Raw genomic sequence first — 26,248 nt, 5'->3', positions numbered from 1 at the left:
CGCCGCGGTGGCGACGGCACTGGCGGCGCTCGATGAGGGGCGTGCCGCCGAACGTCCGGTGCTCAGACAGGCGGTCAGGGCCCTCTTGGTCATCCTCGCGGACCGCGCCCCCGGCCGATCGGTGGAGGTGCGTGTCCCACCTTACGGCGCAGTTCAGTGTGTTCCGGGGCCACGACACACCCGCGGTGCTCCCCCGAACACGGTGGAGATGGATCCGGAAACCTGGCTCGGGTTGGCCGCGGGGCGACTCGACTGGACGCGGGCGGTTACGGAGGGTCGCGTGCGGGCTAGCGGGATCCGCGCGGACCTGTCCGCGTACCTGCCGCTGGAACTGGGATGATGTTGCCGCCCGATGAACCCAAAGCAGCGGTGCTGTGACTGTATGTGGCGACATGGATTCGCGTACACTGTCGTCCGACAACAGTGTGGTCCCGGCCGAGCAGTGCGGAGCAGCCCCCCGTGGTTCCGCCAGGCCAGTCCAGACCAGCAAGAGGGAGCGGCAGGTGCCCCGAGGCGACGGCCGGCTGAGCCACGACCTTGATCCCCAGCGACCCGGCCCCCAGGACGCGTGTGGCGTCTTCGGCGTCTGGGCCCCGGGGGAGGAGGTTGCCAACCTGACCTACTTCGGGCTGTACGCGTTGCAGCACCGGGGGCAGGAGGCGGCCGGCATAGCGGTCAGTGACGGCTCCGGCGTGGTGGTCTACAAGGATCTCGGTCTGGTGGCCCAGGTCTTCGACGAGCCGACGCTGGCCAGCCTTCGTGGTCATGTCGCGATCGGGCACGCCCGCTATTCGACTACTGGCGCGTCGACCTGGGAGAATGCCCAACCGACCATCCGCGCGACCAGTTCCGGCACGACGATCGCGCTGGCTCACAACGGCAATCTCGTCAACACCGCGGAGTTGCAGCGTGAGGTTGCCGAGCGTGGGCTGGGTACGGGCACGGACGGCTCCACCAACGACACCTCGCTGGTCACAATGCTGCTGGCCAGCCGGCCGGATCTCTCTGTCGAAGCCGCCGCCCTGGAGGTGCTGCCGCAACTGCGGGGTGCGTTCAGCTTCGTCTTCATGGACGAGTCGACGCTCTACGCCGCGCGTGACGCGCACGGGGTGCGCCCGCTGGTGCTCGGCCGGCTGGATCGGGGCTGGGTGGTGGCCAGCGAGACCGCCGCGCTGGATATCGTCGGCGCGAGCGTGGTCCGCGAGGTCGAGCCCGGCGAACTGATCGCCATCGACGCCGACGGGCTGCGGTCCGCCCGGTTCGCCGCGCCCGAACCCAAGGGCTGCCTCTTCGAGTACGTGTACATCGCCCGACCGGACGCGACCATCGCCGGCCGCAACGTGCACGCTGCCCGGGTGCAGATCGGTCGCCGGTTGGCCAAAGAGCACCCGGTCGAGGCCGACATGGTGATCCCGGTGCCGGAGTCGGGCACCCCGGCGGCGATCGGTTACGCCGAGGAGTCCGGTATCACCTACGGCGCTGGCCTGATGAAGAATCCCTATGTTGGACGCACCTTCATCCAGCCGTCGCAGACGCTACGTCAGCTCGGGATCCGGCTCAAGCTCAACCCGCTGCGGCAGAACGTCCGGGGTAAGCGTCTGGTCGTGGTCGACGACTCCATCGTGCGGGGCAACACCCAGCGCGCCATCGTGCGGATGCTGCGCGAGGCCGGCGCGGTGGAGGTGCATGTACGTATCTCCTCGCCGCCGGTCTCCTGGCCCTGCTTCTACGGCATCGACTTCGCCACCCGCGCCGAGCTGCTCGCCAACGGCCTCGACAACGAGGGCATCCGGCGGTCGATCGGCGCGGACACGCTGGGCTACGTCTCGTTGACGGGCCTGATCGCCGCGACCGAGCAGCCGAAGACCCGGCTGTGCCGGGCCTGCTTCGACGGGGAGTACCCGATCGAGCTTCCCGTCGGCAACCTGATCGGCAAGCATGTGCTCGAAGGGATCGGTCGTCGGGTCGCGAATAGCGCGGTCGACGACACCGACGACAGCGAGCAGTTCCCTCCGCTCGTCGCCACTCCGAGTGGCGACAGCTTCAAATCGTCGGCGACCACACACCGCCCGTAGCACCACCCGTCTGCCGTGTCGGTCACCGTCGACGTGGCAGACGAGGATCACAAAGGGGAGAAACGTGACGCACGTGTCCGAGCGCAGCGGTGCAGGAAGCAGCCCGAGCGGCGCCGGCGGCGACCGTCAGCCCTGGACGGCCGGGGCCGGCCGTTCGGCTCGCAAACGCTCGGTCTCCTACGCGGACGCCGGCGTTTCGATCGAGGCGGGTGACCGCGCCGTGGAACTGCTCAAGTCCAAGGTGAAGCAGACCCGTCGTCCCGAGGTTATGGGTGACCTCGGTGGCTTCGCCGGCCTGTTCCGGCTGGACACCACCAAGTTCAAGAACCCGATCCTGGCGTCGTCCACGGACGGCGTCGGCACCAAGCTGGTGATCGCCCAGCAGATGAACATCCACGACACCGTCGGTATCGACCTGGTCGCGATGGTCGTCGACGACCTGGTCGCGTGCGGCGCCGAGCCGCTGTTCCTGCTGGACTACATCGCGACCGGCGAGGTCGTGCCGGACAAGGTCGCCGAGATCGGCGCCGGCATCGCCGACGGCTGCCGGTACGCCGGCTGCGCGCTGCTCGGAGGCGAGACCGCTGAGCACCCGGGCGTGCTGCGGCCCGACGAGTACGACATCTCTGCCACCGGTGTCGGTGTCGTGGAGGAGAGCAAGATTCTCAGTTCGGAGCGGGTCGAGGTTGGCGACGTGGTGATCGCCATGCGCTCGTCCGGACTTCACTCGAACGGCTACTCGCTGGTCCGGCACGTGCTTCTCGGTGCCGGCCGGATGCGGTTGGACGTGGTGATCGACGACTTCGGCCGGCAGCGCACCCTGGGTGAGGAGCTGCTCACCCCTACCAAGATCTACGCTCAGGATTGCCTGAAGCTGATCACCGAGGCCGAGGTGCGGGCCTTGGCCCATGTCACCGGCGGTGGCATCCCCGGCAACCTGGTCCGGATCTTGCCGGAGCACGTGGATGCCGTGGTCAACCGCTCGACCTGGAAGCCGCAGCCGGTTTTCGACCTGATCCAGTCCAAGGGGCGGATCGAGGACCCGGAAATGGAGGCGACCTTCAACCTGGGCGTCGGCATGTTCGCCATCGTCTCGGCCGAGGACGCCGACCGCGCGTTGGCCACGCTGACCGGACGTGGCGTGGACGCCTGGCAGGTCGGCGAGATCATCGAGGGCACCGGTGAGGTGCGAATGGTCGGCCAGCACACCCGCGGATGATGATCACACTGCGCTGATCCGCTAGCCACCTGATCAGGGGTTCACCCGAGTAGCCATCTCCGCCTAGCCTGAAGGGCACCCTCAGAGCTGTGGGGCGTGCCCGCTGCCGGGGTGCCCGGCAGCCTTCAACCGCTACGGAGGAGGGCGATGGCTGCGCGGGGACGGTCATTGCGCGGGATGCGGGGCCTGTCCAGCGTCCCGTCGTACGTCGTCATGCAGCCCACCACTCTGTGTAACCTCGACTGCGCATACTGCTATCTTCCGTTCCGGGCGGCCGACCGGCGGATGCCGGTCGGGGTGGCTGAGGCGGTGGCCGAGACGGTGAACCACTGGGCCTCCACGGCGAGGTTCTCGGTGGTCTGGCACGGCGGCGAGCCGCTGGCCGCCGGTCGGGAGCAGTTGGCGGCGCTGATGGCGCCGTTCGCGCCCGGGGTGGAGCACCATGTCCAGACCAACGCGACGTTGATTGACGACACCTGGTGCGAGTTCTTCGTCGCGCACCGGATGCGGGTGAGCGTCAGCGTGGACGGGCCGCGGGAGCGCAACGGCGAGCGGGTGACCCGGGCTGGCCAGCCGGCGTACGACCGGATTGTCCGTGGGGTGGCGGCGCTGCGCCGGCACGGGCTGCCGTTCTCGGCGCTCGCGGTGGTCAACGACCCGTCGCCGGGGCGGGCCACCGAGCTGTACGACTACTTCCTCGACCTCGGCTGCGAGGTGCTCGGCGTGAACATCGAGGAGACCGAGGGCGTCAACATCCGGGCCAACGCCCACGACGCGGCGGCCGTGACCGGGTTCTGGGCCGAGTTGGTGTCGGCCTGGCGGCGTGATCCCCGAATCCATCTGCGGGAGGTCGAGTGGTCGCTGCGGTACGCCGGGGCGGTGCTGGACGGCACTGCGGACGCCCTGCTGCCCGGCCGGCTCGACCCGATCCCGACCGTGGCGTACGACGGGTCGGTCGTCGTGCTCTCTCCCGAGCTGGCGGGCTTCACCGATCCGCGCTACGGCGATTTCACCAGCGGAAACGTGCTCACCACTCCGTTGCACACGATCCTGGCCGGCGCTGATCGGACGGCGTGGGTGGGCGAGTTCGTAGACGGCGTGGAGGCGTGTCGCGCGTCCTGCCCGTACTTCGGCTTCTGTGGTGGAGGTCATGCCGCCAACCGCTACTTCGAGCTGGGGCGTTTTGACGGTACGGAGACCGAGCACTGTCGCAACAGCAAGATCCGCCTACTGGAGGGAGTGTTGGAGCATGCCCGAGACCACCAGTCACCGGGAGCCTGAGACTGTGGCGGGAGACGAGCCGGATCGGGTCGCCGACCGGGTGCGCGAGGCGGCCGACGGGCTTACCGCCCTGCTCCGCGAGGCCGAGGCCGCGCGCCAGTTGCGGGCGGAGGTGGCGGGTGGAGACGGTGCGAGCGCTGTCTGCGCCTGGAACCACTTCGAGAACATCCCGACGTTCTACAACTGGAACAACCGTCCCCGCTGAGGTGTAGCTGCCGTGGGCCCGCCAGGCCGCCGGAGCATTGTCCGGGTATGGCGGGCCCACGGCTCGTCGGTGGTACGCCGCCCGGCGAACACATGCGTGAGCACGCGGGGGGTTACCGCGTGCTCAGATGCGACCAGGGGTCAGCGGGTTGGACGGACCCAGGTGTCTGGATCGTCCCCGGCGTGGTCCTCGTCGTCGTCGTCGACGTACTCTTTGTAGTCGTCGTCGAAGTTGTGGTCCGACTTACCGCTGCCGCCGAGTTCTCGCTGCAAGGCGGCGAGGTCGGTGGTCGGGGAGTGGTACTTCAACTCCCGGGCCACCTTTGTCTGCTTGGCCTTAGCACGGCCGCGCCCCATGGCTCGACCCCCTCGCACAGAATGCGGGGCAGCCCGAAGGCGGGCCCCGATGACGTCAGGCATCTCTCGTGGCTCTTACGGTACATGGGGATGCCACCGTTCGGCACCTCGGGTTACCACCGACCGGGACCGCGCGTTCCAGTCGTACGCTCGTCACCCATTGTACCGGGTAAGGACCGAGGCCGGGAACGGTCGTGACACGGGGTAAATCTCCATGAACGCGTCGTATCTTCAGCTTAATCGGGAATGACCGTCGGGGGCGGGACCAGCCCACCCGCGCCCCGACGGCGCGTCGTCAGCGCAGGTGGATTGCGCGCAACCGGCCGATCTCGGCCATCCGTCGTTCGGCCAGTCGGTCCGCAGCCACCGCCGGAGGCACGCCGTCCGCATCGGCGAGCCGGAGGATCTCCCGGGTGGTGTCGTAGATCCGGGTGGCCCGCAGCTTGGCCCGCTCGAAATCGAAGCCTTCGATCTCGTCCGCGACCTGGATCACGCCGCCTGCGTTCACCACGTAGTCCGGGGCGTAGAGGATGCCCCGGTCGGCGAGCAGCTTCTCGACGCCGGAGTGGGCAAGCTGGTTGTTGGCCGCCCCGGCAACCACCTTCGCCCGCAGTGCGGCCACCGTGTCGTCGTTCAGAGCGCCCCCCAGGGCACACGGGGCGTACACATCGATGTCGGCGGCGACCAGCCCGGTCACGTCCTCGACCAGCGTGATCGCGGGGTGGCTGGTGCGCGCCCACTCCAACGCCCGCGGGTCGACGTCGGCGGCGACCACCTCGGCACCGTCGTCGACCAGATGACCGACGAGGTACCGGCCGACCTTGCCCAGGCCCGCGACGCCGATTCGCCGGCCGTGCAGTGTCGGTACGCCCCACACGTGCTCGGCCGCCGCCCGCATGCCCTGGAAGACGCCCCAGGCGGTGAGGACCGAGGAGTCACCGGCGCCGCCGTGCTCGACGCTGCGCCCGGTGACGTACCGGGTCTCGCGGGAGATGACATCCATGTCGGGCACGTAGGTGCCGACATCGCAGGCGGTGTAGTAGCGCCCGCCGAGCGACTCCACGAAGCGGCCGTACGCGCGTAGCAGCGCCTCGCTCTTGATCTGCTCGGGGTCGCCCCAGATGACCGCCTTGCCGCCGCCCAGGTCCAGGCCGGCGAGCGCGTTCTTGTAGGCCATGCCGCGGGAGAGGTCCAGCACGTCGGCGAGGGCGGCCTCCTCGTCGGCGTACGGGTAGAACCGGGTGCCGCCGAGCGCGGGGCCCAGCGCGGTGGAGTAGATGCCGATGATCGCCTTAAGGCCGGTCTGCTTGTCCTGGCAGAACACGACCTGTTCGTGACCTGTGGACTCCGGGTCGTCCGTGCTGGCGAATACGCCCATGACTGGCTCCTGTGTCGGCGGGCGCCCTTGTGGGGCGCGGACCTGGTCAGCACCGGCGGGATGCCGCCGGTGCTGCGAGCCTAGTATCGGCCGACCTCGCACCGCCCTCCCCGGCGCCGCCGTCCCGACCTCCGGGCGGCCGCGACGCCGTCGCTCCCGGCCCAGCAGGGCCCGTCGCCAGCCGACCGAGGTGGCCCGCCCGGTCCCCTGGAGCGCGCCGCGCACTGTTGCGGAGTGACGCCGAGCAACGCTCGGCTTGCGGTTCGTGGGAGGATCGCGCCGTGCCGTCGCTCTTCGCCTCATACCTGCGCGTGTACGAGCCGCTGACCGCCTTCGACCGCGACCGCCAGTCGTACTGGCGGCGTTACGTCGAGCAGGGGCGGGCGGTGGCGCCGGTGGAGGGGCCCGGCCGGCAGCGCACATCGGTCATCGAGGCGCTCGGCGCCGGCTGGACGCGGCTGCCCGACCTGCCGGACGAGGCGTACGTGCTGGAGACCGACGAGACCCTGCTGGTGTGCCCGTGGAACCTGCGGATCCGGGTGGCCGAGGCGGCGTTGAGCGCGCGGGACGGGGTGCCGCCGGTGCTGGCCGACGCCTTCGTCCCGCCGGTGCTGGCGGGCCAGGCCAAGGCGGTCGTGGAGGACTGGCGCAGCGGGGCGCGGGTGCTGGAGCACGGCGTGCCTCGGGTGCACGAGCAGGTCGCCACCTGGGGTGTGCCGCTGCGCTGGTTCGTGCTCTTCGAGGCGCAGGAGCGTCACCATGTGACCGCGCCCGCCCGCCGCTCGCTGCGCTTCCGGACCGAGATATCCAAGGCCCGCCGGCGGTCGTCGCGCGCGCTCGTCGTGTTGCGCAAGTCGGTCGGTGACGCGCCGATCACGGAGGCGGTCGAGGAGGCCGCCCGCTGGTTGGAGGAGTTCCATCCGCGTTCGGTCGTCGAGCTGGACTACGGGGGGCTGGTCGATCTGCTCTCGGACGAGACGTTGGCCGAGGACGACTCGCCGGAGCTGGTCGCGGCAGGGCTTGCCGGGCTGTCCCGCAGCGAGGCGGAGGAGGCGTCGGAGGCGTACGACAAGCTTGTTGCCCGGTGGCGTGCGGTGCAACTCCTAGAGCGCTGCAATTAGTCCGTTATAAGCCTAATTTGAGGGCGTAACGCGAGGCTGCTTCGTAGTTGACGCATCACGAACCGTGATCATGAGTCCGATTAAGGTAGTTTCTGGAGTATAAAAGTCGTATAAATCGGGCATGGTTCATCCGTCCGTCTAGGGACGTTCGGCCGTTCGGCCCATGTCGGACATCGGGGACTAGCCGGACCATGGGAGACGCGTCGGCCGGCGGGACCCCGGCCGATGTCTATACATGTGGAGGAGTGACCGATGGCATCGCGAACGCATGAACCAGAGCCGCTACTCACCCCGGCCGAGGTGGCGTCGATGTTCCGTGTCGACCCGAAGACGGTGACCCGCTGGGCGAAGGCTGGCAAACTGAGCGCCATCCGAACCCTCGGTGGCCACCGACGGTACCGCGAGTCCGAGGTCAGGGCGTTGCTGCAGGGGCAGATCCCACAGCAGCGTCAGGGGGACTGACTGGGTCGGTATAGATAGCAGAAGCACATGGAAGGCGGCGGATTTTTCGCCGCCTTCCGTCATGCCCGGGGTCGGTGCGGCCTGCGACCGACGCCCGCAGGCGGCTGTCCCAGGGCAGCGGTTCACTCGATGAGCTGGACCCGTATGCCCACCGTGCCGCCCTCGCCCCGCCGCAGCCGGCTGCCGAGCAGGGTCAGTCGGCCGATCACCCGGTACTTCTGTTTGATCAGGTTGCGGATCCGCCGGGTCGCTCCGGGATCGTAGAGACTCGCCCGGGCCGGCACGGCCTCGCCGTGCGGCCGGCCGCGCACGTCGCAGGGGGCGACCGTGGCGTTTCCGCTGCGCCGGATCCGCTTCACCTTGCCGGCATCGGCCGCTGACCACACCGCCAGGGCATCACCGTCGAGGACCGCCCAGACCGGGGTCGGCACTGCGCTGCCGTCCTTACGGAAGGTCGTCAGGAGTACGTACTTTTCGGCCGAGAGGCGGTCCAACGTCGTCACGCCGCCAGGATACGGGCGTCGCGGCAGGCTGGGCAGCCCGTTAGCGTTAAGGTCGTGACGGGGGAACCACGGATCGGTGACGTCTTCGGTGAACTGCTGCGCGACGCGCTGGCGGTGGCGACCGGAATCGGCCCTCGGCCGCTGGCCGGCGGTCGGTTACCCCGCCCGGTCATCGAGATCATCGAGCGGGACGACGGGCTCGTCAACGGCGCACCGGCCGCCCAATACCTCGACGGGCCGCAGGACTGGCAACCGCACGACCATCGGGCGGTGGACCGGGTACGCGGCGCGACGCTGGACATCGGTGTCGGCGCCGGCCGGATCGCATTGCTGCTCCAGGAACGCGGCACGCCGGTCACCGGGCTGGACGTCTCGCCGGGTGCGTTGCAGGTGTGCCGTCGTCGGGGCGTCCGGGAACTTGTGAACGGCACGGTCGACGAGCACGCCGCGAGCGGTCGCCGCTACGACACCTTTCTGCTGCTCGGCAACAACTTGGGACTGGTCGAGGGCCGGGAAAGGGCCTCGACCTTTCTTGCGGCACTGGCCGCGATGGCCCGTCCCGGGGCTCAGTTGATCGCCCAGGGGACCAACCCCTATGGCACCCGTGACCCCGTGCACACCGGCTATCACGAGCAAAACCGCCAGCGGGGGCGCCTCGGCGGGCAGTTGCGCCTGCGGCTGCGTTACCGCGAGCTGGGTACGCCATGGTTCGACTACCTGGTCTGCTCGCCAACCGAGCTGGCCGAGCTGGTCTGTGGTTCCGGGTGGCAGCTGACCGACGTGGACGACCACGACGCCCCGTACTACCTCGCCACCCTGCGGCTGGCCGGCTGAGCCGGCGGCTGGGCTGCCGGGCTCAGCCGGCGTGAAGAAGGGCCCCCTCGCTATACCGCAGGTGTTAACAGGGGCCCTCCTCACATCTCAGACCTGGACGGTCGGGGGGAACTGCTCCGGGGGAAGTCCGCCGTCGCCGTCGACGATCTCGTCGGGCTGGCCGTCCTCGTCGATGTCGACCATGGTGACGTCGACCTTGCCGTCCCCGTCGGTGTCGAACTGGAACAGGTCGGCCTTCCCGTCACCGTCGGTGTCAACCACCCACACGTCGGTACGGCCGTCGTTGTTGGTGTCGGCGCGCAGCAGCTCGACGCGTTCGTCACCGCGCGTCTCCACGGTTTCCTGGGTGCCCGTGCCGTCCACCGTCTCCGGTGCCTGACTCATCTGCTCGTCCTTCCCTCGGTTGTCGGCGATCTGTACCCGATCCCGTCCGCCCCCACGCATCGGACCGGGGCTGGCGCTGCATAGGGTCGCAGCATGACTGAGCGGAGCGTACGGCCTGAATCCGGCGCGGCGGCGATCCCGCATGCCGGCGGCGTCAGCGAGCGATCCACCGTCACTGTCCGGTGGAGTCGTCATGACTGAACGATTCGTGGTGGTGGGCGCCGGCACGATGGGCGTCGGCATCGCATACGTGGCGGCCGGCAGCGGTCACGCGGTGGAACTGGTCGAGGTGGACCGGGAGCGCGGCGGTGCGGCGGTGCGGCAGCTGACCCAGCTCTGGGACCGGGCCGTGCAGCGCGGCAAGCTGAGCGCCGAGCAGGCCGGGGCCAGCCGGGAGCGGCTCGCGCTGCGGGCGGGCCTCGCCGAGGTGGCCGAGGCGCCGGACGTCCTCGTGGAGGCGGTACCGGAACGGCTGGACCTCAAGCGGGCCGTGCTGGCCGAGGCGGAGGCGCTGCGCCCCGGGCTGCTGGGCAGTAACACCTCCAGCATTCCGATCGCCGACCTCGCCGCAGCGCTGGCGCGGCCGGAGCGCTTCTGCGGGCTGCACTTCTTCAACCCGGTCTGGGCGATGGCGCTGCTGGAGATCGTGGTCGGGTCGGCCACCGCGCCGGAGACCACGGACGCGGCCGTCGCGCTCGCCGGACGGCTCGGCAAGGACCCCGTCGTGGTACGCGACATGCCAGGTTTCGCCACCTCCCGGCTGGGCGTGACTCTGGGGCTGGAGGCCATCCGGATGGTCGCCGACGGGGTGGCCAGCCCCGCCGACGTCGACAAGGCGATGGTGCTCGGGTACCGGCACCCGATCGGGCCGCTGGAGCTGACCGACCTGGTGGGTCTGGACGTGCGCCTCGACATCGCGCGCACCCTGCAGGCCGCGTACGGCGACCGGTTCGCCGCACCGCCGCTGCTGGCGGAATTGGTGTCCGAGGGCCGGCTGGGCAGAAAGGTTGGACGGGGTTTCTACGACTGGACCGACGGCATCCGCTCAGGAGGCACCGAGATACTGGGGACGGCCGGCGGAGCGTCGGATGGTGCCGGGAGTGCAGCGGGAGCGGCACGATGAGCGGGCTGCGTGTCGAGGAGCAGCCCGACCGGCTCGTCGTGACGCTGGACCGGCCGGAGAAGAGCAACGCCATCGACGCCGACCTGATCGCCGCGCTGCACGAGGTCTGCGCCGAGTTGGAGACCCGACCCCGGATGCTGCTGCTGACCGGCGGCACGGAGGGGATCTTCGCCGGTGGGGCCGACATCGCCCAGCTGCGCGAGCGGGGGCGGCTGGAAGCCCTGGCCGCGATCAACTCGGCCGCGTTCGCCCGGGTCCGGGCGCTGCCGATGCCGAGCGTGGCAGCTGTCGACGGCCCGGCGCTGGGTGGCGGCGCCGAGCTTGCGTACGCCTGCGACCTTCGGGTCTGCACCGGCCGGGCCGTGTTCGGCCAGCCCGAGGTGCGGCTGGGCATCCTGGCCGGCGCCGGCGCGACACACCGGCTGCCGGCGCTGGTCGGGGAGGCCCGGGCCAAGGAACTGCTGTTCACGGGCCGCCGGGTGGGCTCAGCGGAGGCGCTGCGGATCGGACTGGTCAACCGGGTGGTGGCGGCTGCCGACGAGCTGCTGCCCACCGCGCACGGCCTGATCGACGAGATGGTTAAGGGCTCGGCGCTGGCGCTGCGGTTGACCAAGCTCGCGGTCGACGCACCGGCCGCCGCGCACCCGCACCTGGATTTGGTCAGCCAGGCGGTGCTCTTCGCCGACGAGGAGAAGCACCGACGGATGACGGAGTTCCTCCAGCGGCGGCGCGGCGGCTGACCAGAGCTCGCGGACGGGCAGCCGGAGACACGGCTCGGAAACGACGACGGCCGCACCGGACTCTGGTGCGGCCGTCGTTGGTCCGGCCGGTCAGCTGCCCAGGGCCGTCAGCGGTACGTCGGCCTCGGCGAGCGCCCGGATCACCGCGGCGGACTCGCCGAAGCCGACGATCAGCACGGCGTCGGCCCCGAAGTCCTTGATCTGCTTGGCGCCGTCGGTGAAGTCGATCGGCGCCGCCTCGGCGTCCTCACCGGGCGCGTAGCCGAGCAGCTGCACGGTGTCGCCGCCGAAACCGGCTCGTTCCAGCTCGGCCCGGACGGCCTCCTGGAGGCCCTCGCCGTAGGAGTCCTTACGAGCCACGATCGCGATCTTGTGTGGGCCGTCCCGGAGGATCACGTCGGCCAGGGCCCGACCCTGGAGGCTGTCCGGCGGTGCGGTCCGGAAGTAGAGCCCGTCGTCGTTCGCCTCGGTCAGGGTCGCGGCCGTGTTCGACGGCGAGAAGAGGATCAGGCCGGCCGCCACCACGTCCTCCAGCACGGCGGTGGAGATCCCGGAGGCGCCAGCGCCGATGATCACGTGCACGCCGGCGGCCACGTGGCTGGCCACGGTGGCCTTGGCCACCGCCGGGTTGGTGCCGTCGTCGCCGTCGATCCAGACCACGTCCTCGGCAAGCACCCCACCGGCCGCGTTGATCTCCTTGATCGCCAACTCGGCGCCGGCGGCAATCGGCGGGTAGGCCAGCGCTAGGTCGCCGGTCCTGGGCAGCAGACCGCCCAGGACGAGCGGGGCGCCGCTCGCCGGGTCGGGGAAGTTGCCGGTCTGCCGCTTACCCGCCGGTGGTTTCTTGGTGCTGGCGGTGGATTCGTCACCGGCACCGACGAACTCCGTCTTGGCGTCGTTGAGCTGCTGGCCGTCGAAGTGCAGCGTGGCGTAACTGGCGGTGGCCGGCTCACCCGCGTCGGTGAAGCCGGCCCGGGTGATCGAGACGCTGCGGTACTCGATGTCCGTCCCCTCGCGGGCCAGGCGCAGGCACTGGTTCACGGTGCCGCATCGGGTGCCGTCGTTGGTGACGCCGACGATCTGCTTGGCGATGTCCGCCGGATCGGTGCTACCGGCGAGCTGTGCCGCCAGCGCGCTGATCACCACGGCGTCGTACGCCTCGGCGGCGTAGAGGTAGTCGGTCAGCTTTGAGTCCACGGACCGTAGCCGGTTCTTGAAGTCTTCCGGCAGGGGCGTGAGCGGTGTGGTGCCTTTCATCCCGTCGACCAGGTTGGCGCGATCCTTCAACTCTTCCGGGTACGAGTTGAGCATGTTGCCGTCCGTGCCGTAGAGGCGCACCTGTTGGGTGGTCGCCTCTTCGGGCTGGTCATCCCCGCACGCGCTGGTGGCGAGCAGGACCGTGGCACAGACTGCCAGAATGGCTGTCCGCGAGCCGCGTGACATGTACATGGTCGTCCTTCCTCGGGCGAAGGTCCGCTGCGCAGACTAGCGTGCCGCGCCGGGCCGCGGGACCGTGGAGGGCGGTCTATCCGCAGGTCGCCTCCACCATGTGCGGAGAGTAACCAGCGGTGGTGCCTTGACCGGCACCCCTACCGTGCGGTGGGTGACCGACTCGCCACAGCAAATGTTCGACGACGCCGCCGCCATCCTCAGCTCGGCGCTCGACGGAGACTCCGACGCGGTGGCGGGGACCTTCGATGCAGTCGTCGACCGGGCCGGCCTCACCGGGGCGTACGACGTGGCGTGGTGTCTGGCCGCGACCATGATCGGTGATCCCGTACCGCCGGGAGCGTGTGCGCTCGACTTTCCCGGCATCGAGCAGGCCGGATACGACGCCCGGTGGGTGGCCCGCTTCGTCAGCGCGTACGCCAACGCAGACCTCGACACCGCCCGGGCGCTGTTCGGTGCGGCGGTCGCCGACGGCCTGCTGCCCGAGTGTCTGCTCACCCTCGCCGGTTCGACCGTGGCGACGCTGCGGCACCGGGCCGCCTGACCGTACCCACCGGTCGCGGCAGCCGTCGGGCCGATGCTCATGCCGGTTCGTGCAGCAGTGTCGCGGCATAGCGGGAGAGCAGCTCGTGCCAGCCGGCGGTCAGCGCCCGCCGGTATCCCTCCGCAGCCGTGCCATGCCGATCGAAATGCCGGTGGGCGACCTCGACCAGGGTGCCGGAGCCGTCCGGAGTGAACAGCACCTCGACCTCGCTGGCTCGCGCCGGATCGGGCACGGGCGCCCGATCCGCGCCGATCTGCCAGGTGAAGACCAGCCGGCGGGGCGGATCCCAGGTCAGCACTCGTCCCCAGTCGCTGCGGAAACCGTAGGGGCCGATCTCGTAGAGCATCCCGCCCGCCCGGGGCTCCATGCCCAACTCGGCCAGCAGGTTCGGGCCGGACCAGGTGTACTCGGTGACCCACCAGTCGGCGAGCCGCTCGGTGAACACCCGGTACGCCCACTCGGCCGACACCGGGACGAGCAGGGTGTTGTGGAGCGTGAACCGTTCGTGGTCCTGACGGATGTCGGTCGGCTCGGCCATCCCCTGTCCCATAGGCCCGGACCATACCGGCTGATGCCTGGGTGCGCAGCTTCCACCGATGCCTGTCCCGCCTGATGAACGCCGTTCAGGGGGGCGGTAGCCGATCAAGGAGTGTCGATGCCGCCCCGGCTTCGCAGACAACGCGAACAAGCAAAGCGCCGACCTGCGTTTCCGCTGATCGGCGCTGCAATAGCCCGGCGAAAGGCTATGTGGCCAGGGGCGGGGTCGAACCGCCGACCTTCCGATTTTCAGTCGGACGCTCGTACCAACTGAGCTACCTGGCCGTGGTGCTCGGGCTCATGATACCCGGCCCGCCGGATCACCGCCGAGAGGGTCCCATGCCCCGATAGGCAGAACGCCGCGCAAATCGCGCGGCGTCAGCACTTGCGGTCCTGACGGGACTTGAACCCGCGACCTCCGCCTTGACAGGGCGGCGAGCACTCCAACTGCTCCACAGGACCTTGCTGTTGTTGCACCCGGCCAGAGCCGGACCGTGCCCCCAACGGGATTCGAACCCGTGCTACCGCCTTGAAAGGGCGGCGTCCTGGGCCACTAGACGATGAGGGCGGCCCCGCCATCATTGCACACTCGCAACGTTGAAACGGACTTGCTCCCATCCGGCCCCGCCGGAGGCTCCGAAAGCATACGTGATGTCGCAGCGGTCGACCAAACCGGTATCGCTCCGGCTGGCTGGCCTGGAAGAACCCCAGCTCAGCAGCGCCTCAGGTGAGTCTGGCGATGCCGTGGTCACGCTTGAGTGCGGCGATCAACTTCGGGCAGGCCGCGAGGGTGGCCGCCCGGTTGCCACCCCCGTCGTGCAGCAGGACGACGCTGCCGGGCCGGGCGGCCCGCTGCACCCGCTTCTGGATCACGGAGGCGGTCGGCCTGGCCCAGTCCTGCGGGTCGACCGACCAGTGCAGCGACCGCATGCCGAGCTGCCTGGCGACTGTCACCACATGGGCAGTCCACCGGCCGCCGGGCTGTCGGTAGAACGGCACCTCCGCGTCGGGTACCGCCCGTCGAATCTCCTTGTCGGTCCGTACCAGATCTGCGCGGATCACAGCGACCGGCCGGCGGCCCAGATCGAGGTCGTGGTTCCAGCTGTGGTTGCAGAGCTGGTGCCCCTCCCGGACGATCCGCCGTAGTAGCCCCGGGTGCTTGCGGACCTGGATGCCCAGCACACAGAAGGTGGCGGTCACCTTGGCCGCCTTGAGGCGGTCGAGTAGCTGGGGGGTCCAGGCCGCATCCGGGCCGTCGTCGAAGGTGAGGGCCACCCGCCCGGTGCCGGTCGTGCGGACCAGACCGGCCGGAAGCTTGGCCGGCAGCGGGCGCAGTGCGGGCTCCGGCGGCACCGTGCGGGTCGGCGACGGTGTCGCCTCCGGCGGTAGGGCGGCCGACGGTGGTGGACTGGAGGGCGCGTTGGCCTCCGGCGGGCCGTCACTGCCTCCGCAACCGGCGGCGAGCAGGACGACCAGGCAGAGCAGGTACCCGAGCGGGGCACGAGGACGCATCGTTCGCTCCCGAGAGGGGTTCGGGGCACCCGGACTCCCCAGACGCTAGCTCACCCGCTTCGGGTGCACCGACTGCGGGTCAGGACGCGACCGCCGTGCGTGCCCGCCGGAGGTCAGGACGCGGCGGAGCGAGCTGCCGAGTGCTGGGCGGCGACGGCGAGCGAAACCGCCTCGGAAAGGTCGGCCGGGCGCGTCACCCCGGCGGGCAGTGTGTCCACCCGCCAACCCGGGCCGGCGGCGAGCACCAGCAGCGGTCGCCGCGGCGTGGCGAGCAGGGCGGAGAGCTGGGTCGGATCGCCCGTGGCCCGGCTGTGTGCCCAGAGCACCACGGCGGCCGGCCCGGTCCTCTCGACCGTGGCCAGCAGCGCCGCCACCGGCACCCGGGCGCCGAGCATCCGGGCGCCGACACCGGCCTCGGCGAGAGCAGCGTCCAGCGCCTCCAGCGGCAGGCTGTGCTGCTCCTCGTCCGCACAGGAGAGCAGGATGCGGGGTGGCCCGGTGGCGGTGCGGGCGCTGGCGACCTGGGTGAACGCCGCTGAGACACACCGGGACACCAGGTGCTCCACCTCGATCAGCGCCCCGGTTGCGGCGTGTCGGTCACCGATACCGGCGAGCACCGGGCGCAGCAGCCGGTCCCAACTGCCGACGACCCCATCGGCGGCGATGGCCCGGGATATCGCTTCGCTGATCGCCGCACCATCCAGCCGCATGGCGGCCCGGGCCAGGCCGCGGGCGGCCGGTCCGGCCCGGCCGACCGGGATGGTGTTGCCGCCACCGTCGCGGGCCCTCCGGCGGGGCCGGGAGCCGCGGTCGGTGGGCAGGGTGTCGGGCGGCTGCCGGGCCCAGCGGGCCGCGTCGGCTGGGCTGAGCCCTTCGGCGGTGAGCCGCCGCATGACCTCCAGCCGGGCCAGGTCCGTCGGACCGTAGCGTCGGTGGTGGCCCGGGACGTGCTGGCTGGGCCCGAGGCCGTACCGCTGATGCCAGGTGCGCAGCGTGGTCACCGCGACTCCCAGCCGCCGGGCGACGGCCCCTGCGCTCAGCGCCTCATCGACCACCCGGCCGCTCCGACGCGTCGCTGGCGGGCTGCCCTGCCGGTTCGGACGGGTGCAGCAGCCGGTCCAGCACGCCGCTCAGCCACGGCGCGTACGCGTCGGGTTCGCGGTCGAGCGCATTGGTCAGCTGCGCCGGGTCGACCCAGCGCACTTCGGCGACCTCCGTGGGTTCCGGGCTCAGCGGCTCACCGGTGCCGAACTCGCCGAGCAGGATGTGGTCGTACTCGACCTCGACCCGCCCGGTGGCCGGATCCTCGGCACGGTAGACGTACACCCCGATCTCGGTCAGCGACACCGGGCCGGCGCCCAACTCCTCCGACAGCCGCCGGTTGGCCGCCTCGGCCAGGGACTCGCCGGGCAACGGATGCCCGCAGCAGGAATTGGCCCAGCGCAGCGGAAAACGGGTCTTCACCGCGGCGCGACGCTGGAGCAGCACCCGGCGGTCGGGTGCGACGAGCAGCACGGAGAACGCCCGGTGCAGTTGGCCAGGGGGCTGGTGGGCGGCGGCCACCGTGGCCGTACCGATCGGCCGGCCCACGTTGTCGACCAGCTCGACCAGGTGGCCTTCCCGCGACTGCGGCATCAGCGCCGTCCTTCGTTCGTCACCGCAGGCTCCTGCTGCGTCGCACCACCCGCGTTCACCGATCCTCCCCGGTGATCCGGCCGGCGGCGAGCTTTCCGGAGATGAGCACCATCGGAACTCCGACACCCGGCTGGGTGCCCGATCCGACGAACACCACGTTGGACAGTGACCGGTGCAGGTTGGACGGGCGGAACGGTCCGGTCTGGAAGAGGGTGTGCGCGGCGGCGAACGGTGTGCCGGCCGCCATGCCCTGTTCGACCCACTCCGCTGGGGTGACCGCGCGCAGCACCTCGACGCCCGCGCCGAAGCCGACGTACCCGCGGGCTTCCAGGGTGGTGACGAGTTGGTCGGTGTAGCGGGCGGTGAGGTCGCCGCGCCAGTCGAACGGTGCCCGGTCGAGGTTGGGCACCGGGGCCAGCACGTAGTAGGTGTGCCGATCGGCGGGGGCCACCGCCGGATCCGTCCGGCTCGGGTTGGTTACCAGCAGTGACGGGTCGGACATCAGGTTGCCGCGTCGGATGACCTCGTCGAACGTGCCCTTCCAGGCCCGCCCGAAGTGGATGTTGTGGTGGGCGATGCGGCGGTATCCCTGGGTCGAGCCGACGTGCAGGACGACGCAGGAGGGCGAGTAGGTGAGCCGGCGGGGACGGGTCGGCGGGAGCAGGTCGCGGTAGGCCACCGGCAGATCGGGGTTGAGCACCACCACGTCGGCCGGGACGAACTCGCCGTCGGCGGTCACCACCCCGGTGGCGCGGCCGTTCGCGGTCTCCACCCGGGTCACCGTGGTGCCGTACTGGATCTTCACGCCGTGCTTCTCGGCGGCGCCGGCCAGCCCCCGGGAGACCGCGTGCATGCCGCCACGCGGGAAGAAGACCCCGGCGACCGAGTCGAGGTACGCGATGACCGCGTAGATGGCCAGCGCATCGTGTGGGGCGAGGCCTGCGTACATCGCCTGGAAGGAGAAGATGCGGCGGGTGCGTGGATCTCGGAAGAATTGGTCGATCTTGGTTTGGAGGCGCCGGAAAGCACCGGTGGCGACCAGCTTGAGCAGGTTGGCGGTGAGCAGATCGGTGGGCGCGTCGAGGTTGCGTTCGATGAAGTCGACCCGCTCCATCCGCCAGAGGTCGCGGGCGAAGTCGACGAACCGGAGGTAGCCGTCGGCCTCCCGGGGTCCGCACACCCGGGAGATTTCCGCCGCCATCGCCGCGGTGTCGGTGATCACGTCCAGGGTGGACCCGTCCGGGTAGTAGGCCCGGTAGGCCGGGTCGAGCGGTACCAGGTCGAGCCAGTCGGTCATCTCCTCACCGACCGCGGCGAGCGCCTCGGCGATGAGGTCGGGCATGGTGAGCACGGTCGGGCCCGTGTCGAACTCGTAACCCTCCACGCTGAGCCGGCCGGCCCGGCCACCGGGCACCGGCTCGCGTTCCAGCACGGTCACCTGCCGCCCGGTGCCGGCCAGATGCAACGCGCAGGCCAGCCCACCGAGTCCGGCCCCGACGACCACCACCCGATCTGTACGTCCGTCAACGGTCCGCACCGACGACCACCTCTCTGCGCAGGGAGCCCATCATGCCCTCCGGTGAGTGGCGGCGCTCGCGAGGCCGGCCAGCGCGCTGCGGGCGGTCTCGTCGATGCCGGCCGTGTCGAGCGCGGTCAGCGCGTCCTCGACCCGATCGTCGATCATCCGCTCGATCCGCCCGACCGCGCCGGTGTCGGCCATGACCTCGGCGACCTGGGTGAAATCCGGCACGGCGGCCAGGCGGTCGGCGCGATCGAGCACCCGTAGCTGCGCCGGGGTGGCCAGTTCCCGGGCCAGCATGAGCAGCGCGGTCGGTTTGCCGGTGCGCAGGTCGTCACCGGCCGGCTTGCCGGTGGTGGTCGGGTCGCCGTAGACGCCGAGCAGATCGTCGCAGAGCTGGAACGCCTCGCCCACGGCCAGCCCGTAGCGGGTGTAGGCGGTGACCAGCCGGCTGTCGTCGCCGACGCCGGCCAGGCTGGCGCCGAAGAGCAGTGGGCGCTGGACGGTGTAACTGGCGGTCTTGTAGCGGGCCACCCGAAGGGCCCGGTCGACCGACCAACTTTCCGGGTCGGTTTCGCTGAGGACGTCGAGGTACTGCCCGGCGACGGTCTCCACCCGCATCCGGTCGTAGCCTCGGCGGACGTCGAGCAGCCGGTCCGCCGGCAGGTCGGCGCGGGCCAGCAGCTGGTCGGCCCAGACCATGCAGAGGTCGCCGATGAGCACCGCGACCGCCTCGCCGAAGCGGCCGGAGTCGCCGTTGCGGCCGGCCGCGGCGTGCTGGGCGGCCATCGCCACATGGGCGGTGGGTCGGCCGCGCCGGGTGTCGGAGGCGTCCATCACGTCGTCTTGGACCAGCGCGAAGGTGTGCAGCAACTCCAGGGTGGCCAGTGCGGGAAGCACCGGGGTGACCGGCGCGTTGCCGCGGACGGCGCCATGCCATCCCCAGTAGGCAAACGTCGGACGGACCCGCTTGCCGCCTGCCAGGACGCAGTCGCGCGCTGTCGCGGCGAAAGCGCCCATCGCCGTGTCTATCTCGGTCAGTGCGGCGACCTCGGTGGCCAGGAAATCGGCGAGGGTCCGGTCGACGGCCGAGACGAGGCCCCGGGTGAAGGCGGCCAGCACGGCGCGGATCGGGTCGTCCCCGTCGACCGGCTGCTCAGGCGCCACCCGAAGGAGGTTACCCGTTGGTCGGTCGCTGGCCATGGTGTCGAGCGTACCCTAAGGTTGCAAGTTGCGTCGATTGGTGAGTCGATCTGGAGGAGGGTCGGTGGACCTGGATCTCGCCGCTGCCTACCTGAGGTGTCGTGAGCTGCACAGACGCCATGGCCGCACCTACTATCTCGCCACCCGACTGCTGCCCGCATGGAAACGGCGGCATGTGCACGCCTTATATGGATTCACCCGGTACGCCGATGAGATAGTCGACCAGACCGATGCGCTGCCACCGACCGAGCGTGCGGCGCGGCTCGACGACTGGGGCGGGCGGTTCGTCGCCGGGCTGCACGGCGAGCGGGTCCCCGACCCGCTGCTTCCGGCGGTGCTGCACACCATCGCCGTCTTCGACCTCGACCGGGAGGACTTCGCCTCGTTCCTCAAGAGCATGGCGATGGACCTGACGGTCACCTCATACCGCACCTACACCCACCTGCTGGACTACATGGAAGGCTCAGCCGCGGTCATCGGCACGATGATGCTGCCCGTCCTGGGCAGCTCCGACCCGCTGGTGGCCCGCGAGCCGGCCCGCCAGCTCGGCTTCGCGTTCCAACTCACCAACTTCATCCGGGACGTCGCCGAGGACCTCGACCGAGGCCGGACCTACCTGCCGGACGAGGACCTGGCCGCCTTCGGTGTGAGTCGCGACGACCTGGCGGCCTGCCGTGCCGCCAGCCGGGCCAGCGAGCCGGTGCGGGACCTGATCCGGTACGAGGTGACCCGAGCACAGGCGCACTACGCCGCCGCAGCAGCGGGCGTCGTCCTGCTCGACGGCACCTCGCAGGCCTGCATCCGCACCGCCTACCTGCTCTACGGCGGCATCCTCGACGAGGTGGCCGCCCAGCGTTACGACGTCTTCGCCCGGCGGGCCACGGTGCCGCAGCGTCGCCGCCTGGCAGTAGCCGCCCGTGCGCTGCTCACTCCGGCAGGCAGCCCGGTAGCCGTCCCCGGCCCCCCGCCGCCGCGGTGAGCGGGCGTACCGCCGTCGTGCTGTTCACCCGCGACCTGCGGGTGCACGACCACCCCGCGCTGGCGACCAGCTGCGCCGCCTTCGACCGCGTGGTGCCGCTGTACGTGCTGGATCCGGCGCTGGCCAGGCTGTCGCCCAACCGCACCCGCTTCCTGCACCAGAGCCTCGCCGCGCTCCGTGCGGCGCTGCGTGGGCTCGGCGGTGACCTGGTCGTGCGGCAGGGCGACCCGGTGGTGGAGACGATCCGGCTGGCCGGTGAGGTGGGCGCCGAGGCTGTCGCCCTCTCGGCCGACGTCTCCGGCTTCGCCGGGCGCCGGGCCCGGCGGTTGCGTACCGAATGCGAGCGGCAACGCCTGCACCTGCGGTTCTTTCCCGGGCTCACCGTGGTCGAGCCGGGGGCGCTGCAGCCCGGTGGCGGCGACCACTACCGGGTGTTCAGCCCGTACCACCGGGCGTGGAGCGGGCAGCGGTGGCGAGACGAACTGGTCCGGCCGGCGCGAGTGGTGCTGCCGGTCGGGGTGGCCGTCGGACGCCTGCCGGCGCTGCCGGCCGGCGACTCGCCGGACGTCGTCACCGGCGGTGAGGACGAGGCGCGGCGGCGGCTGACCTGGTGGCTGCCCAAGGTGGCGGACTACGCCGACCGGCACGACGACCTGGCGGGGGATGGGACCTCCCGGCTCAGCTCCTACCTGCGCTTCGGCTGCGTGTCACCGCTGACCGTGGTCAACCAGGTCGGTGACCGTGATTCGTCCTTCGTCCGTCAGGTCTGCTGGCGGGACTTCTACTACCAGGTGACCGCCGCCTTTCCCGACATTTCCCGTACGGCGTACCGGCGGGGCGCCGACGAGCAGTGGCGGTACGACGGTGACGCCCTCACAGCCTGGTCACAGGGGCGCACCGGGCTGCCCGTGGTGGACGCCGGGATGCGCCAGCTGCGGGCACAGGGGTGGCTGCACAACCGGGCCCGCCTGATCACCGCCGGCTACCTGACCAAGACGCTCGGCCTGGACTGGCGGGATGGGTTGGCGGTCTACTCCCGGTGGCTGCTCGACGGCGACGTGGCCAACAACCCGGGCAACTGGCAGTGGGTCGCCGGCACCGGCAACGACACCAAGCCGTACCGGGGGTTCAACCCGGCACGGCAAGCCGAACGGTACGACCCGGACGGGGCCTACGTGCGGCGGTGGGTGCCCGAGCTGGCATCGGTGGCGGGCAAGGCGGTGCACCAGCCGTGGCGGCTACCCGGCGCGGTACGCGGCGCTCTCGACTACCCGCCGCCGCTGGAGATGCCGGGGCCGCCGCCGGTCTGGCTGCGATGAATCTGCATCCGCGTGGCCGAGTGGCCGGCGGCCGGACGGTGCGCGATGCTGACGGCATGGTGGAGCCGGAAAGCGTGGACGTGGTGGTGCTCGGGCTCGGGGTCGGCGGCGAGGAGGTGGCCGAGCGGCTCGCCGAGGCCGGCCTGACCGTGGTCGGGATCGAGCGCAACCTGGTCGGCGGTGAGTGCCCGTACTGGGGGTGCATCCCCAGCAAGATGATGATCCGGGCGGCGAACACGATCGCCGAGGCGCGCCGGGTCGACGTTCTGGCCGGAACCGCCCGGGTCAGTCCGGACTGGACGCCGGTCGCGAAGCGGATACGCGAGGAGGCCACCGACGGGTGGGACGACCGGGTCGCGGTGCGGCGTTTCACCGACAAGGGCGGGCGGCTCGTCCGGGGCAGTGGCCGGCTCGACGGGCCGGGCCGGGTCCGCGTGGGCGAGCAGGTCTTCCAGGCCCGGCACGGCGTCGTGCTGGGCACTGGCACGAGCCCGTCGGTGCCGCCGGTAGACGGGCTCGCCGGCACCCCCTACTGGACCAACCGGCAGGCCATCGAGGTCGAGGAGCTGCCCGGGTCGCTGCTGGTGCTCGGCGGCGGGGCGATCGGGCTGGAGCTGGCGCAGGTCTTCGCCCGTTTCGGCGTACGGGTCACCGTGGTCGAGGCATCCGACCGGGTGCTGGCCGTCGAGGAGCCGGAGGCCTCCGAGGCCGCCGCCGCGGCGCTGCGAGCCGACGGGGTGGAGATCCGCACCGGGGTCAAGATTGCCCGGGTCGAGCACGGCACCGAAGGCTTCACCCTGTCGGACGCCGAGGGCGAGGCGTTCACCGCCGAGCGGCTGCTGGTGGTGACCGGCCGTCGCGCGCACCTCGACGAGCTGGGGCTGGACACGGCAGGTGTGGATGCCGGACAGCGGTACCTCGCGGTCGACGACCGGTTGCACGTGACCGACGGGATCTGGGCGGTCGGTGACGTGACCGGCGAGGGTGCGTTCACCCACATCGCCATGTACCAGGCGTCCATCGTCGTCGCCGACGTGCTCGACCACGTGCGGCGGGCCCAGGGCGGCGCGGATCCGAGCGGCACCGCCAGCGTGGTCGGCGGCGCGGTTGGCGTGGCCAGCTCGCTGGCGGTCACCGGGTCGAGCGGTTCGGCGGGTTCGGTGCCCCGCGCCGACTACCGGGCGCTGCCCCGGGTCACCTTCACCGATCCGGAGATCGGCGCGGTGGGCCTGACCGAGCAGCAGGCCAGAGTGCGCGGCATCAACGTGCAGGTCGGCTTCACCCGGCTCGCCTCGTCCACCCGGGGCTGGATCAACAAGACCGACGAGGTGGGGTTCATCAAACTCGTCGCCGACGCCGACCAGGGGGTGCTGATCGGCGCCACGTCTGCCGGCCCGGCCGGCGGTGAGGTGCTGTCCGGTCTGGTGGTGGCCGTGCACGCGGCGGTGCCGCTGGCCCAACTCCGCCACATGATCTACGCGTATCCCACGTTCCACCGGGCGATCTCCGAAGCGCTGCGGGCGCTGCACTGAGGTTCGGGCACCTGGTCGCCTACCCGAGGTGGTCGGACCGGAGCGGCAGGGGTTAGATGGCGTCCGCCTCCTGCGCCGGTACGGCCCGCCCGGTGAGGATCACGTCCATCGCCCGGCTCTCGCCGATCAGTCGGGGCAGCCGGACCGTGCCGCCGTCGATCAGCGGCACTCCCCAGCGTCGGCAGAACACCCCGAGCACCGCGTCTGACTCCGCGACCCGCACACGTCAGCGAGCCCGGCCGGCCATTCGTCACCGACGACCGGTTTGGGTCGACGTACGGCGGGAAGTCGGTGTCCGTGCGAGCGTTCTTGACGAAGATCGAGCAAGCCTCCGGCCTGGACGGGTTCGGTGACCGGTTGCAGCGTGCCGTGCAGGGCACCCTCAGTGGGCAGCGGGTCCGGGACCTGCTGCACGGTGTCTGGTTGGGCCACCCGCTGCACCCGGCGATGGTGCAGGTGCCGGTCGGTGCCTGGATGAGCGCGGCCGTGCTGGACCTGATGCCCGGTCAGCGGAGGGCCGCCACCACGCTCACCGCACTCGGCACGCTGAGCGCGGTGCCGGCGGCGGTCGCCGGGCTCAACGACTGGGCGGCGCTCGCCCGTGACCAGCGCCGGGTCGGCCTGGTGCACGCCGCGTCCAACACGGTCGGCTTGGCGTTGTACGGCGGCTCACTGGCCGCCCGGCTGTCCGGCCGGCACGGCGTCGGCCGTGCCTTGGGCTGGCTCGGGCTCAGCGCCGTCAGCGCCGGGGCGTACCTCGGCGGACACCTGGCATACAAGGAGGGCGCTCAGGTCAACGTGAGCGTCTCCGACCTGCACCTGATCAGCGACGGTTGGCACTCGCTGGCCGAGTTGGCCACGCTGCCACAACGGGAGCTGGTCACCCGCGAGGTGGACCAGGTCTCGCTGATCCTCTACCGGCACGGCGACGAGGTCACCGTGATGCTGGAGCGCTGCCCGCACCAGAGCGGCCCGCTGGGCGCGGGCGAGGTACGTGAGATCGACGGCCACGCGTGCGTGGTGTGCCCCTGGCACGGCAGCACTTTCCGGCTCAACGGCGGCGAGGTGGTGCACGGACCGTCTGCGAACGACCAGCAGATCCTGCCCACCCGGATCGTCGACGGCGTGCTGGAGACCCGGCTGCCCTGACTCGTGTCGGGAGACGTGTTCGCCCTTCCCGGCGGCCGTGCTGCTGCACCCCCGAACGTTCGTCAGTCCTTGCGGTGTCGGCCCGTCGGCAACCCGCGAGGCAGGTTGACCTGCGGGTGCTGGCCCGTCCCGGCGCGTGCCACCGTCGGCCGACGGCGCAGGCCGAGGACCGCGCCGATCTGTGCGCCGACGATGCTGGCCACGGCCAGTACGGCAGAGACGGCGAGCGGACGGTTCACCCGGTCGGGATCGCCGGCCCGGGCCGCACCCACTGTCACCACCGGTGGATGGTCGTCCGGCGTTCCTCCTCGTGGCGGTGCCGACTGTGGTCCGTCGGGCGTGGCCTGCTCGGGTGCGGGCGTGACCGTGCCCGGCTGTTCCGTCGTGCCGCCCGGTGTCGGACGGGTGTCGCCGGCCCGCTCCGGTGTGCCCGGTCCGGGTGCGGGCCGAACCTTCGGTGCGACCAGACGGCCGGTGGCGTGTCGCCGGGAGCCCTGGTCCTGTGCCTGGGCCGGCAGGCTGATCAGTTGTCCGGGGTGGATCTGATCCGGGTCGCGGAGCTTGTTGAGCGCGGCCAGCTTCCGGTAGTCGTCGAAGTCGTCGAGGTACCGGTCGGCGACCCCACCGAGGTAGTCGCCCTTGGCGACCTGGTACACCGGCGCGTCGGTCGGTGTCGGGGCCCGGTCCGCCCGCGCCGCAGCCACGGGTGCCGTAGCCGGTGCGAGCGCGACGTCCGCAGTGGCCGGAGACGCATACGTCGGGCCGGCGTATGCCGTGCTGGCGGCGGTGGCGGCCGGACTGGCGGCGAGGATCAGCGTGACCGCCCCGACCAGCGCGGCGGCGACCCGTTGCTGCCGGCCCATGCCGGGCAGCCGGGGAACCGGCCGGCGTACCGACTGGGCACCGAACTCCACCAGGACGGAGAGGGCGAAGGTGGCCCAGCCGAACCAGCCGACGATCGCCAGTGCCCGCAGGAAGAGCTGCCCGTCGTCGCGGCTGGTCAGCGTCGTGCCGATCTCCGCCAGCGTCGGTACGTGGTCGGGGAGCGGGTTGCCGGCGAAGGCCAGTAGCGCGATCGGTCCGCCGGCCAGCAGCCCGATCAGTACGACCAGCGCACCGAACCCGGTCAGCATCCGACCGGCCCGTCGTACGGCGGTACCACCCGATGCGGCCATGGCTACCTTCCTTT

At 71.1% G+C, this 26,248-nt stretch carries 27 protein-coding genes, 3 tRNA genes and 1 pseudogene; 15 read left to right on the top strand and 16 right to left on the bottom strand.

Going from position 1 to position 26,248, the window contains the following annotated elements; genetic code table 11:
* Positions 1 to 7 precede the first annotated feature (7 nt).
* From ACFHWY_RS15805 to amcA, 5 genes are all read left to right on the top strand, one after another.
* The gene (locus ACFHWY_RS15805; protein WP_416581021.1) at positions 8 to 340 is read left to right on the top strand and encodes a sterol carrier family protein; all 333 of its coding nucleotides are present in this window, start codon (positions 8 to 10) and stop codon (positions 338 to 340) included.
* A 163-nt stretch (positions 341 to 503) separates the two neighbouring features.
* Positions 504 to 2,075: an amidophosphoribosyltransferase gene (purF, locus tag ACFHWY_RS15800; RefSeq protein ID WP_416580945.1), complete on the top strand. Its 1,572-nt coding sequence runs from the start codon at positions 504 to 506 to the stop codon at positions 2,073 to 2,075.
* Between the two features lie 64 nt (positions 2,076 to 2,139).
* Positions 2,140 to 3,294: a phosphoribosylformylglycinamidine cyclo-ligase gene (gene purM / locus ACFHWY_RS15795; protein WP_416580944.1), complete on the top strand. Its 1,155-nt coding sequence runs from the start codon at positions 2,140 to 2,142 to the stop codon at positions 3,292 to 3,294.
* Positions 3,295 to 3,471: 177 nt separating this feature from the next.
* Positions 3,472 to 4,575, top strand: a complete 1,104-nt coding sequence (amcB, locus tag ACFHWY_RS15790; protein WP_416581020.1) for a cyclophane-forming radical SAM peptide maturase AmcB — start codon at positions 3,472 to 3,474, stop codon at positions 4,573 to 4,575.
* A complete protein-coding gene (gene amcA, locus ACFHWY_RS15785; protein WP_416580943.1) occupies positions 4,544 to 4,780 on the top strand; it encodes a multiple cyclophane-containing RiPP AmcA in 237 nt (78 codons plus the stop codon). The genes amcB and amcA overlap by 32 nt, the downstream gene beginning before the upstream one ends.
* Before the next feature lie 140 nt (positions 4,781 to 4,920).
* Here amcA and ACFHWY_RS15780 read toward each other — a convergent pair whose 3' ends face one another.
* Together ACFHWY_RS15780 and ACFHWY_RS15775 are read right to left on the bottom strand one after the other, a co-directional pair.
* Positions 4,921 to 5,136, bottom strand: coding sequence for a DUF3073 domain-containing protein (locus tag ACFHWY_RS15780; protein ID WP_416580942.1), 216 nt, complete (start codon positions 5,134 to 5,136; stop codon positions 4,921 to 4,923).
* 295 nt (positions 5,137 to 5,431) lie between these two features.
* Positions 5,432 to 6,514, bottom strand: a complete 1,083-nt coding sequence (locus ACFHWY_RS15775) for a Glu/Leu/Phe/Val family dehydrogenase (RefSeq protein ID WP_416580941.1) — start codon at positions 6,512 to 6,514, stop codon at positions 5,432 to 5,434.
* A gap of 281 nt (positions 6,515 to 6,795) precedes the next feature.
* Between ACFHWY_RS15775 and ACFHWY_RS15770 the strand changes: the two genes are divergently transcribed.
* The gene (locus ACFHWY_RS15770; RefSeq protein ID WP_416580940.1) at positions 6,796 to 7,635 is read left to right on the top strand and encodes a hypothetical protein; all 840 of its coding nucleotides are present in this window, start codon (positions 6,796 to 6,798) and stop codon (positions 7,633 to 7,635) included.
* A gap of 252 nt (positions 7,636 to 7,887) precedes the next feature.
* Entirely contained in the window at positions 7,888 to 8,097 is a 210-nt protein-coding gene (locus ACFHWY_RS15765) for a BldC family transcriptional regulator (RefSeq protein ID WP_007073996.1), read from the top strand.
* Positions 8,098 to 8,219: 122 nt separating this feature from the next.
* On the opposite strand, the gene ACFHWY_RS15760 is transcribed toward ACFHWY_RS15765, so the two are convergent.
* Entirely contained in the window at positions 8,220 to 8,600 is a 381-nt protein-coding gene (locus ACFHWY_RS15760; protein WP_416580939.1) for a PPOX class F420-dependent oxidoreductase, read from the bottom strand.
* A 54-nt stretch (positions 8,601 to 8,654) separates the two neighbouring features.
* Between ACFHWY_RS15760 and ACFHWY_RS15755 the strand changes: the two genes are divergently transcribed.
* Entirely contained in the window at positions 8,655 to 9,434 is a 780-nt protein-coding gene (locus ACFHWY_RS15755) for a class I SAM-dependent methyltransferase (protein ID WP_416580938.1), read from the top strand.
* Positions 9,435 to 9,521: 87 nt separating this feature from the next.
* On the opposite strand, the gene ACFHWY_RS15750 is transcribed toward ACFHWY_RS15755, so the two are convergent.
* Positions 9,522 to 9,818, bottom strand: coding sequence for a hypothetical protein (locus ACFHWY_RS15750; protein ID WP_416580937.1), 297 nt, complete (start codon positions 9,816 to 9,818; stop codon positions 9,522 to 9,524).
* 193 nt (positions 9,819 to 10,011) lie between these two features.
* On the opposite strand from ACFHWY_RS15750, the gene ACFHWY_RS15745 reads away from it, so the two are divergent.
* A complete protein-coding gene (locus ACFHWY_RS15745) occupies positions 10,012 to 10,941 on the top strand; it encodes a 3-hydroxyacyl-CoA dehydrogenase family protein (protein ID WP_416580936.1) in 930 nt (309 codons plus the stop codon).
* A complete protein-coding gene (locus tag ACFHWY_RS15740; RefSeq protein ID WP_416580935.1) occupies positions 10,938 to 11,681 on the top strand; it encodes an enoyl-CoA hydratase/isomerase family protein in 744 nt (247 codons plus the stop codon). Before ACFHWY_RS15745 ends, ACFHWY_RS15740 begins: the two co-directional genes overlap by 4 nt.
* A 90-nt stretch (positions 11,682 to 11,771) precedes the next feature.
* Here the strand turns inward: ACFHWY_RS15740 and ACFHWY_RS15735 are convergent, their stop codons facing one another.
* On the bottom strand, positions 11,772 to 13,130 hold the full coding sequence (locus ACFHWY_RS15735) for an ABC transporter substrate-binding protein (RefSeq protein ID WP_416580934.1): 1,359 nt from the start codon (positions 13,128 to 13,130) through the stop codon (positions 11,772 to 11,774).
* A gap of 154 nt (positions 13,131 to 13,284) precedes the next feature.
* On the opposite strand from ACFHWY_RS15735, the gene ACFHWY_RS15730 reads away from it, so the two are divergent.
* Positions 13,285 to 13,674, top strand: coding sequence for a hypothetical protein (locus tag ACFHWY_RS15730; protein WP_416580933.1), 390 nt, complete (start codon positions 13,285 to 13,287; stop codon positions 13,672 to 13,674).
* A gap of 37 nt (positions 13,675 to 13,711) precedes the next feature.
* Here ACFHWY_RS15730 and ACFHWY_RS15725 read toward each other — a convergent pair whose 3' ends face one another.
* The 9 genes from ACFHWY_RS15725 to ACFHWY_RS15685 all read right to left on the bottom strand — a co-directional run bounded on the left by ACFHWY_RS15725 (position 13,712) and on the right by ACFHWY_RS15685 (position 20,080).
* Positions 13,712 to 14,224 (bottom strand): SRPBCC family protein, encoded by a 513-nt coding sequence (locus ACFHWY_RS15725; RefSeq protein ID WP_416580932.1) that lies wholly within the window; start codon positions 14,222 to 14,224, stop codon positions 13,712 to 13,714.
* Positions 14,225 to 14,422: 198 nt separating this feature from the next.
* Positions 14,423 to 14,496 (bottom strand) — tRNA-Phe (locus ACFHWY_RS15720).
* Between the two features lie 103 nt (positions 14,497 to 14,599).
* Positions 14,600 to 14,673: transfer RNA gene (locus ACFHWY_RS15715), tRNA-Asp, on the bottom strand.
* 33 nt (positions 14,674 to 14,706) lie between these two features.
* Positions 14,707 to 14,779 (bottom strand) — tRNA-Glu (locus ACFHWY_RS15710).
* A gap of 155 nt (positions 14,780 to 14,934) precedes the next feature.
* Positions 14,935 to 15,723, bottom strand: coding sequence for a polysaccharide deacetylase family protein (locus ACFHWY_RS15705; protein WP_416580931.1), 789 nt, complete (start codon positions 15,721 to 15,723; stop codon positions 14,935 to 14,937).
* A 113-nt stretch (positions 15,724 to 15,836) separates the two neighbouring features.
* Entirely contained in the window at positions 15,837 to 16,778 is a 942-nt protein-coding gene (locus ACFHWY_RS15700) for a MerR family transcriptional regulator (protein WP_416580930.1), read from the bottom strand.
* A complete protein-coding gene (gene idi / locus ACFHWY_RS15695) occupies positions 16,768 to 17,358 on the bottom strand; it encodes an isopentenyl-diphosphate Delta-isomerase (RefSeq protein WP_416580929.1) in 591 nt (196 codons plus the stop codon). Before idi ends, ACFHWY_RS15700 begins: the two co-directional genes overlap by 11 nt.
* Positions 17,359 to 17,413: 55 nt before the next feature.
* Positions 17,414 to 18,895: a phytoene desaturase family protein gene (gene crtI, locus ACFHWY_RS15690; protein WP_416580928.1), complete on the bottom strand. Its 1,482-nt coding sequence runs from the start codon at positions 18,893 to 18,895 to the stop codon at positions 17,414 to 17,416.
* A gap of 30 nt (positions 18,896 to 18,925) precedes the next feature.
* Positions 18,926 to 20,080: a polyprenyl synthetase family protein gene (locus tag ACFHWY_RS15685; RefSeq protein ID WP_416580927.1), complete on the bottom strand. Its 1,155-nt coding sequence runs from the start codon at positions 20,078 to 20,080 to the stop codon at positions 18,926 to 18,928.
* A gap of 64 nt (positions 20,081 to 20,144) precedes the next feature.
* On the opposite strand from ACFHWY_RS15685, the gene ACFHWY_RS15680 reads away from it, so the two are divergent.
* Genes ACFHWY_RS15680 through ACFHWY_RS15670 form a run of 3 tightly spaced genes read left to right on the top strand, consistent with a single transcriptional unit; the run spans position 20,145 to position 23,910 of the window.
* Complete coding sequence (locus tag ACFHWY_RS15680) at positions 20,145 to 21,059, top strand: phytoene/squalene synthase family protein (protein WP_416580926.1); 915 nt, start codon at positions 20,145 to 20,147, stop codon at positions 21,057 to 21,059.
* Positions 21,056 to 22,378, top strand: coding sequence for a cryptochrome/photolyase family protein (locus ACFHWY_RS15675; RefSeq protein WP_416580925.1), 1,323 nt, complete (start codon positions 21,056 to 21,058; stop codon positions 22,376 to 22,378). The genes ACFHWY_RS15680 and ACFHWY_RS15675 overlap by 4 nt, the downstream gene beginning before the upstream one ends.
* Before the next feature lie 59 nt (positions 22,379 to 22,437).
* A complete protein-coding gene (locus ACFHWY_RS15670; protein ID WP_416581019.1) occupies positions 22,438 to 23,910 on the top strand; it encodes a dihydrolipoyl dehydrogenase family protein in 1,473 nt (490 codons plus the stop codon).
* Positions 23,911 to 23,965: 55 nt separating this feature from the next.
* On the opposite strand, the pseudogene ACFHWY_RS15665 reads toward ACFHWY_RS15670, so the two are convergent.
* Positions 23,966 to 24,133 (bottom strand): annotated as a pseudogene (locus tag ACFHWY_RS15665) (enoyl-CoA hydratase); the annotation flags it as partial.
* A 74-nt stretch (positions 24,134 to 24,207) separates the two neighbouring features.
* Here ACFHWY_RS15665 and ACFHWY_RS15660 point away from each other — a divergent pair.
* A complete protein-coding gene (locus ACFHWY_RS15660) occupies positions 24,208 to 25,059 on the top strand; it encodes a Rieske 2Fe-2S domain-containing protein (protein WP_416580924.1) in 852 nt (283 codons plus the stop codon).
* A 62-nt stretch (positions 25,060 to 25,121) separates the two neighbouring features.
* Here ACFHWY_RS15660 and ACFHWY_RS15655 read toward each other — a convergent pair whose 3' ends face one another.
* The gene (locus tag ACFHWY_RS15655; RefSeq protein ID WP_416580923.1) at positions 25,122 to 26,234 is read right to left on the bottom strand and encodes a LysM peptidoglycan-binding domain-containing protein; all 1,113 of its coding nucleotides are present in this window, start codon (positions 26,232 to 26,234) and stop codon (positions 25,122 to 25,124) included.
* Positions 26,235 to 26,248: the final 14 nt, after the last annotated feature.

Origin of the sequence: Micromonospora sp. LOL_024, from assembly GCF_048060415.1 — a bacterium.
GTDB lineage: Bacteria > Actinomycetota > Actinomycetes > Mycobacteriales > Micromonosporaceae > Micromonospora.
The sequence above is the reverse complement of the archived record's forward strand: the minus strand, read 5'-3'. Positions and strand labels throughout refer to the sequence as shown.

Coding starts and splice junctions, on each gene's coding strand:
- ACFHWY_RS15750 (WP_416580937.1), bottom strand. CDS start 9,818: ATGAGTCAGGCACCGGAGACGGTGGACGGCACGGGCACCCAGGAAACC.
- ACFHWY_RS15780 (WP_416580942.1), bottom strand. CDS start 5,136: ATGGGGCGCGGCCGTGCTAAGGCCAAGCAGACAAAGGTGGCCCGGGAG.
- ACFHWY_RS15745 (WP_416580936.1), top strand. CDS start 10,012: ATGACTGAACGATTCGTGGTGGTGGGCGCCGGCACGATGGGCGTCGGC.
- ACFHWY_RS15765 (WP_007073996.1), top strand. CDS start 7,888: ATGGCATCGCGAACGCATGAACCAGAGCCGCTACTCACCCCGGCCGAG.
- ACFHWY_RS15775 (WP_416580941.1), bottom strand. CDS start 6,514: ATGGGCGTATTCGCCAGCACGGACGACCCGGAGTCCACAGGTCACGAA.
- ACFHWY_RS15725 (WP_416580932.1), bottom strand. CDS start 14,224: ATGGGACAGGGGATGGCCGAGCCGACCGACATCCGTCAGGACCACGAA.
- ACFHWY_RS15655 (WP_416580923.1), bottom strand. CDS start 26,234: ATGGCCGCATCGGGTGGTACCGCCGTACGACGGGCCGGTCGGATGCTG.
- amcB (WP_416581020.1), top strand. CDS start 3,472: ATGCGGGGCCTGTCCAGCGTCCCGTCGTACGTCGTCATGCAGCCCACC.
- ACFHWY_RS15685 (WP_416580927.1), bottom strand. CDS start 20,080: ATGGCCAGCGACCGACCAACGGGTAACCTCCTTCGGGTGGCGCCTGAG.
- ACFHWY_RS15740 (WP_416580935.1), top strand. CDS start 10,938: ATGAGCGGGCTGCGTGTCGAGGAGCAGCCCGACCGGCTCGTCGTGACG.
- idi (WP_416580929.1), bottom strand. CDS start 17,358: ATGCCGCAGTCGCGGGAAGGCCACCTGGTCGAGCTGGTCGACAACGTG.
- amcA (WP_416580943.1), top strand. CDS start 4,544: ATGCCCGAGACCACCAGTCACCGGGAGCCTGAGACTGTGGCGGGAGAC.
- ACFHWY_RS15705 (WP_416580931.1), bottom strand. CDS start 15,723: ATGCGTCCTCGTGCCCCGCTCGGGTACCTGCTCTGCCTGGTCGTCCTG.
- ACFHWY_RS15735 (WP_416580934.1), bottom strand. CDS start 13,130: ATGTACATGTCACGCGGCTCGCGGACAGCCATTCTGGCAGTCTGTGCC.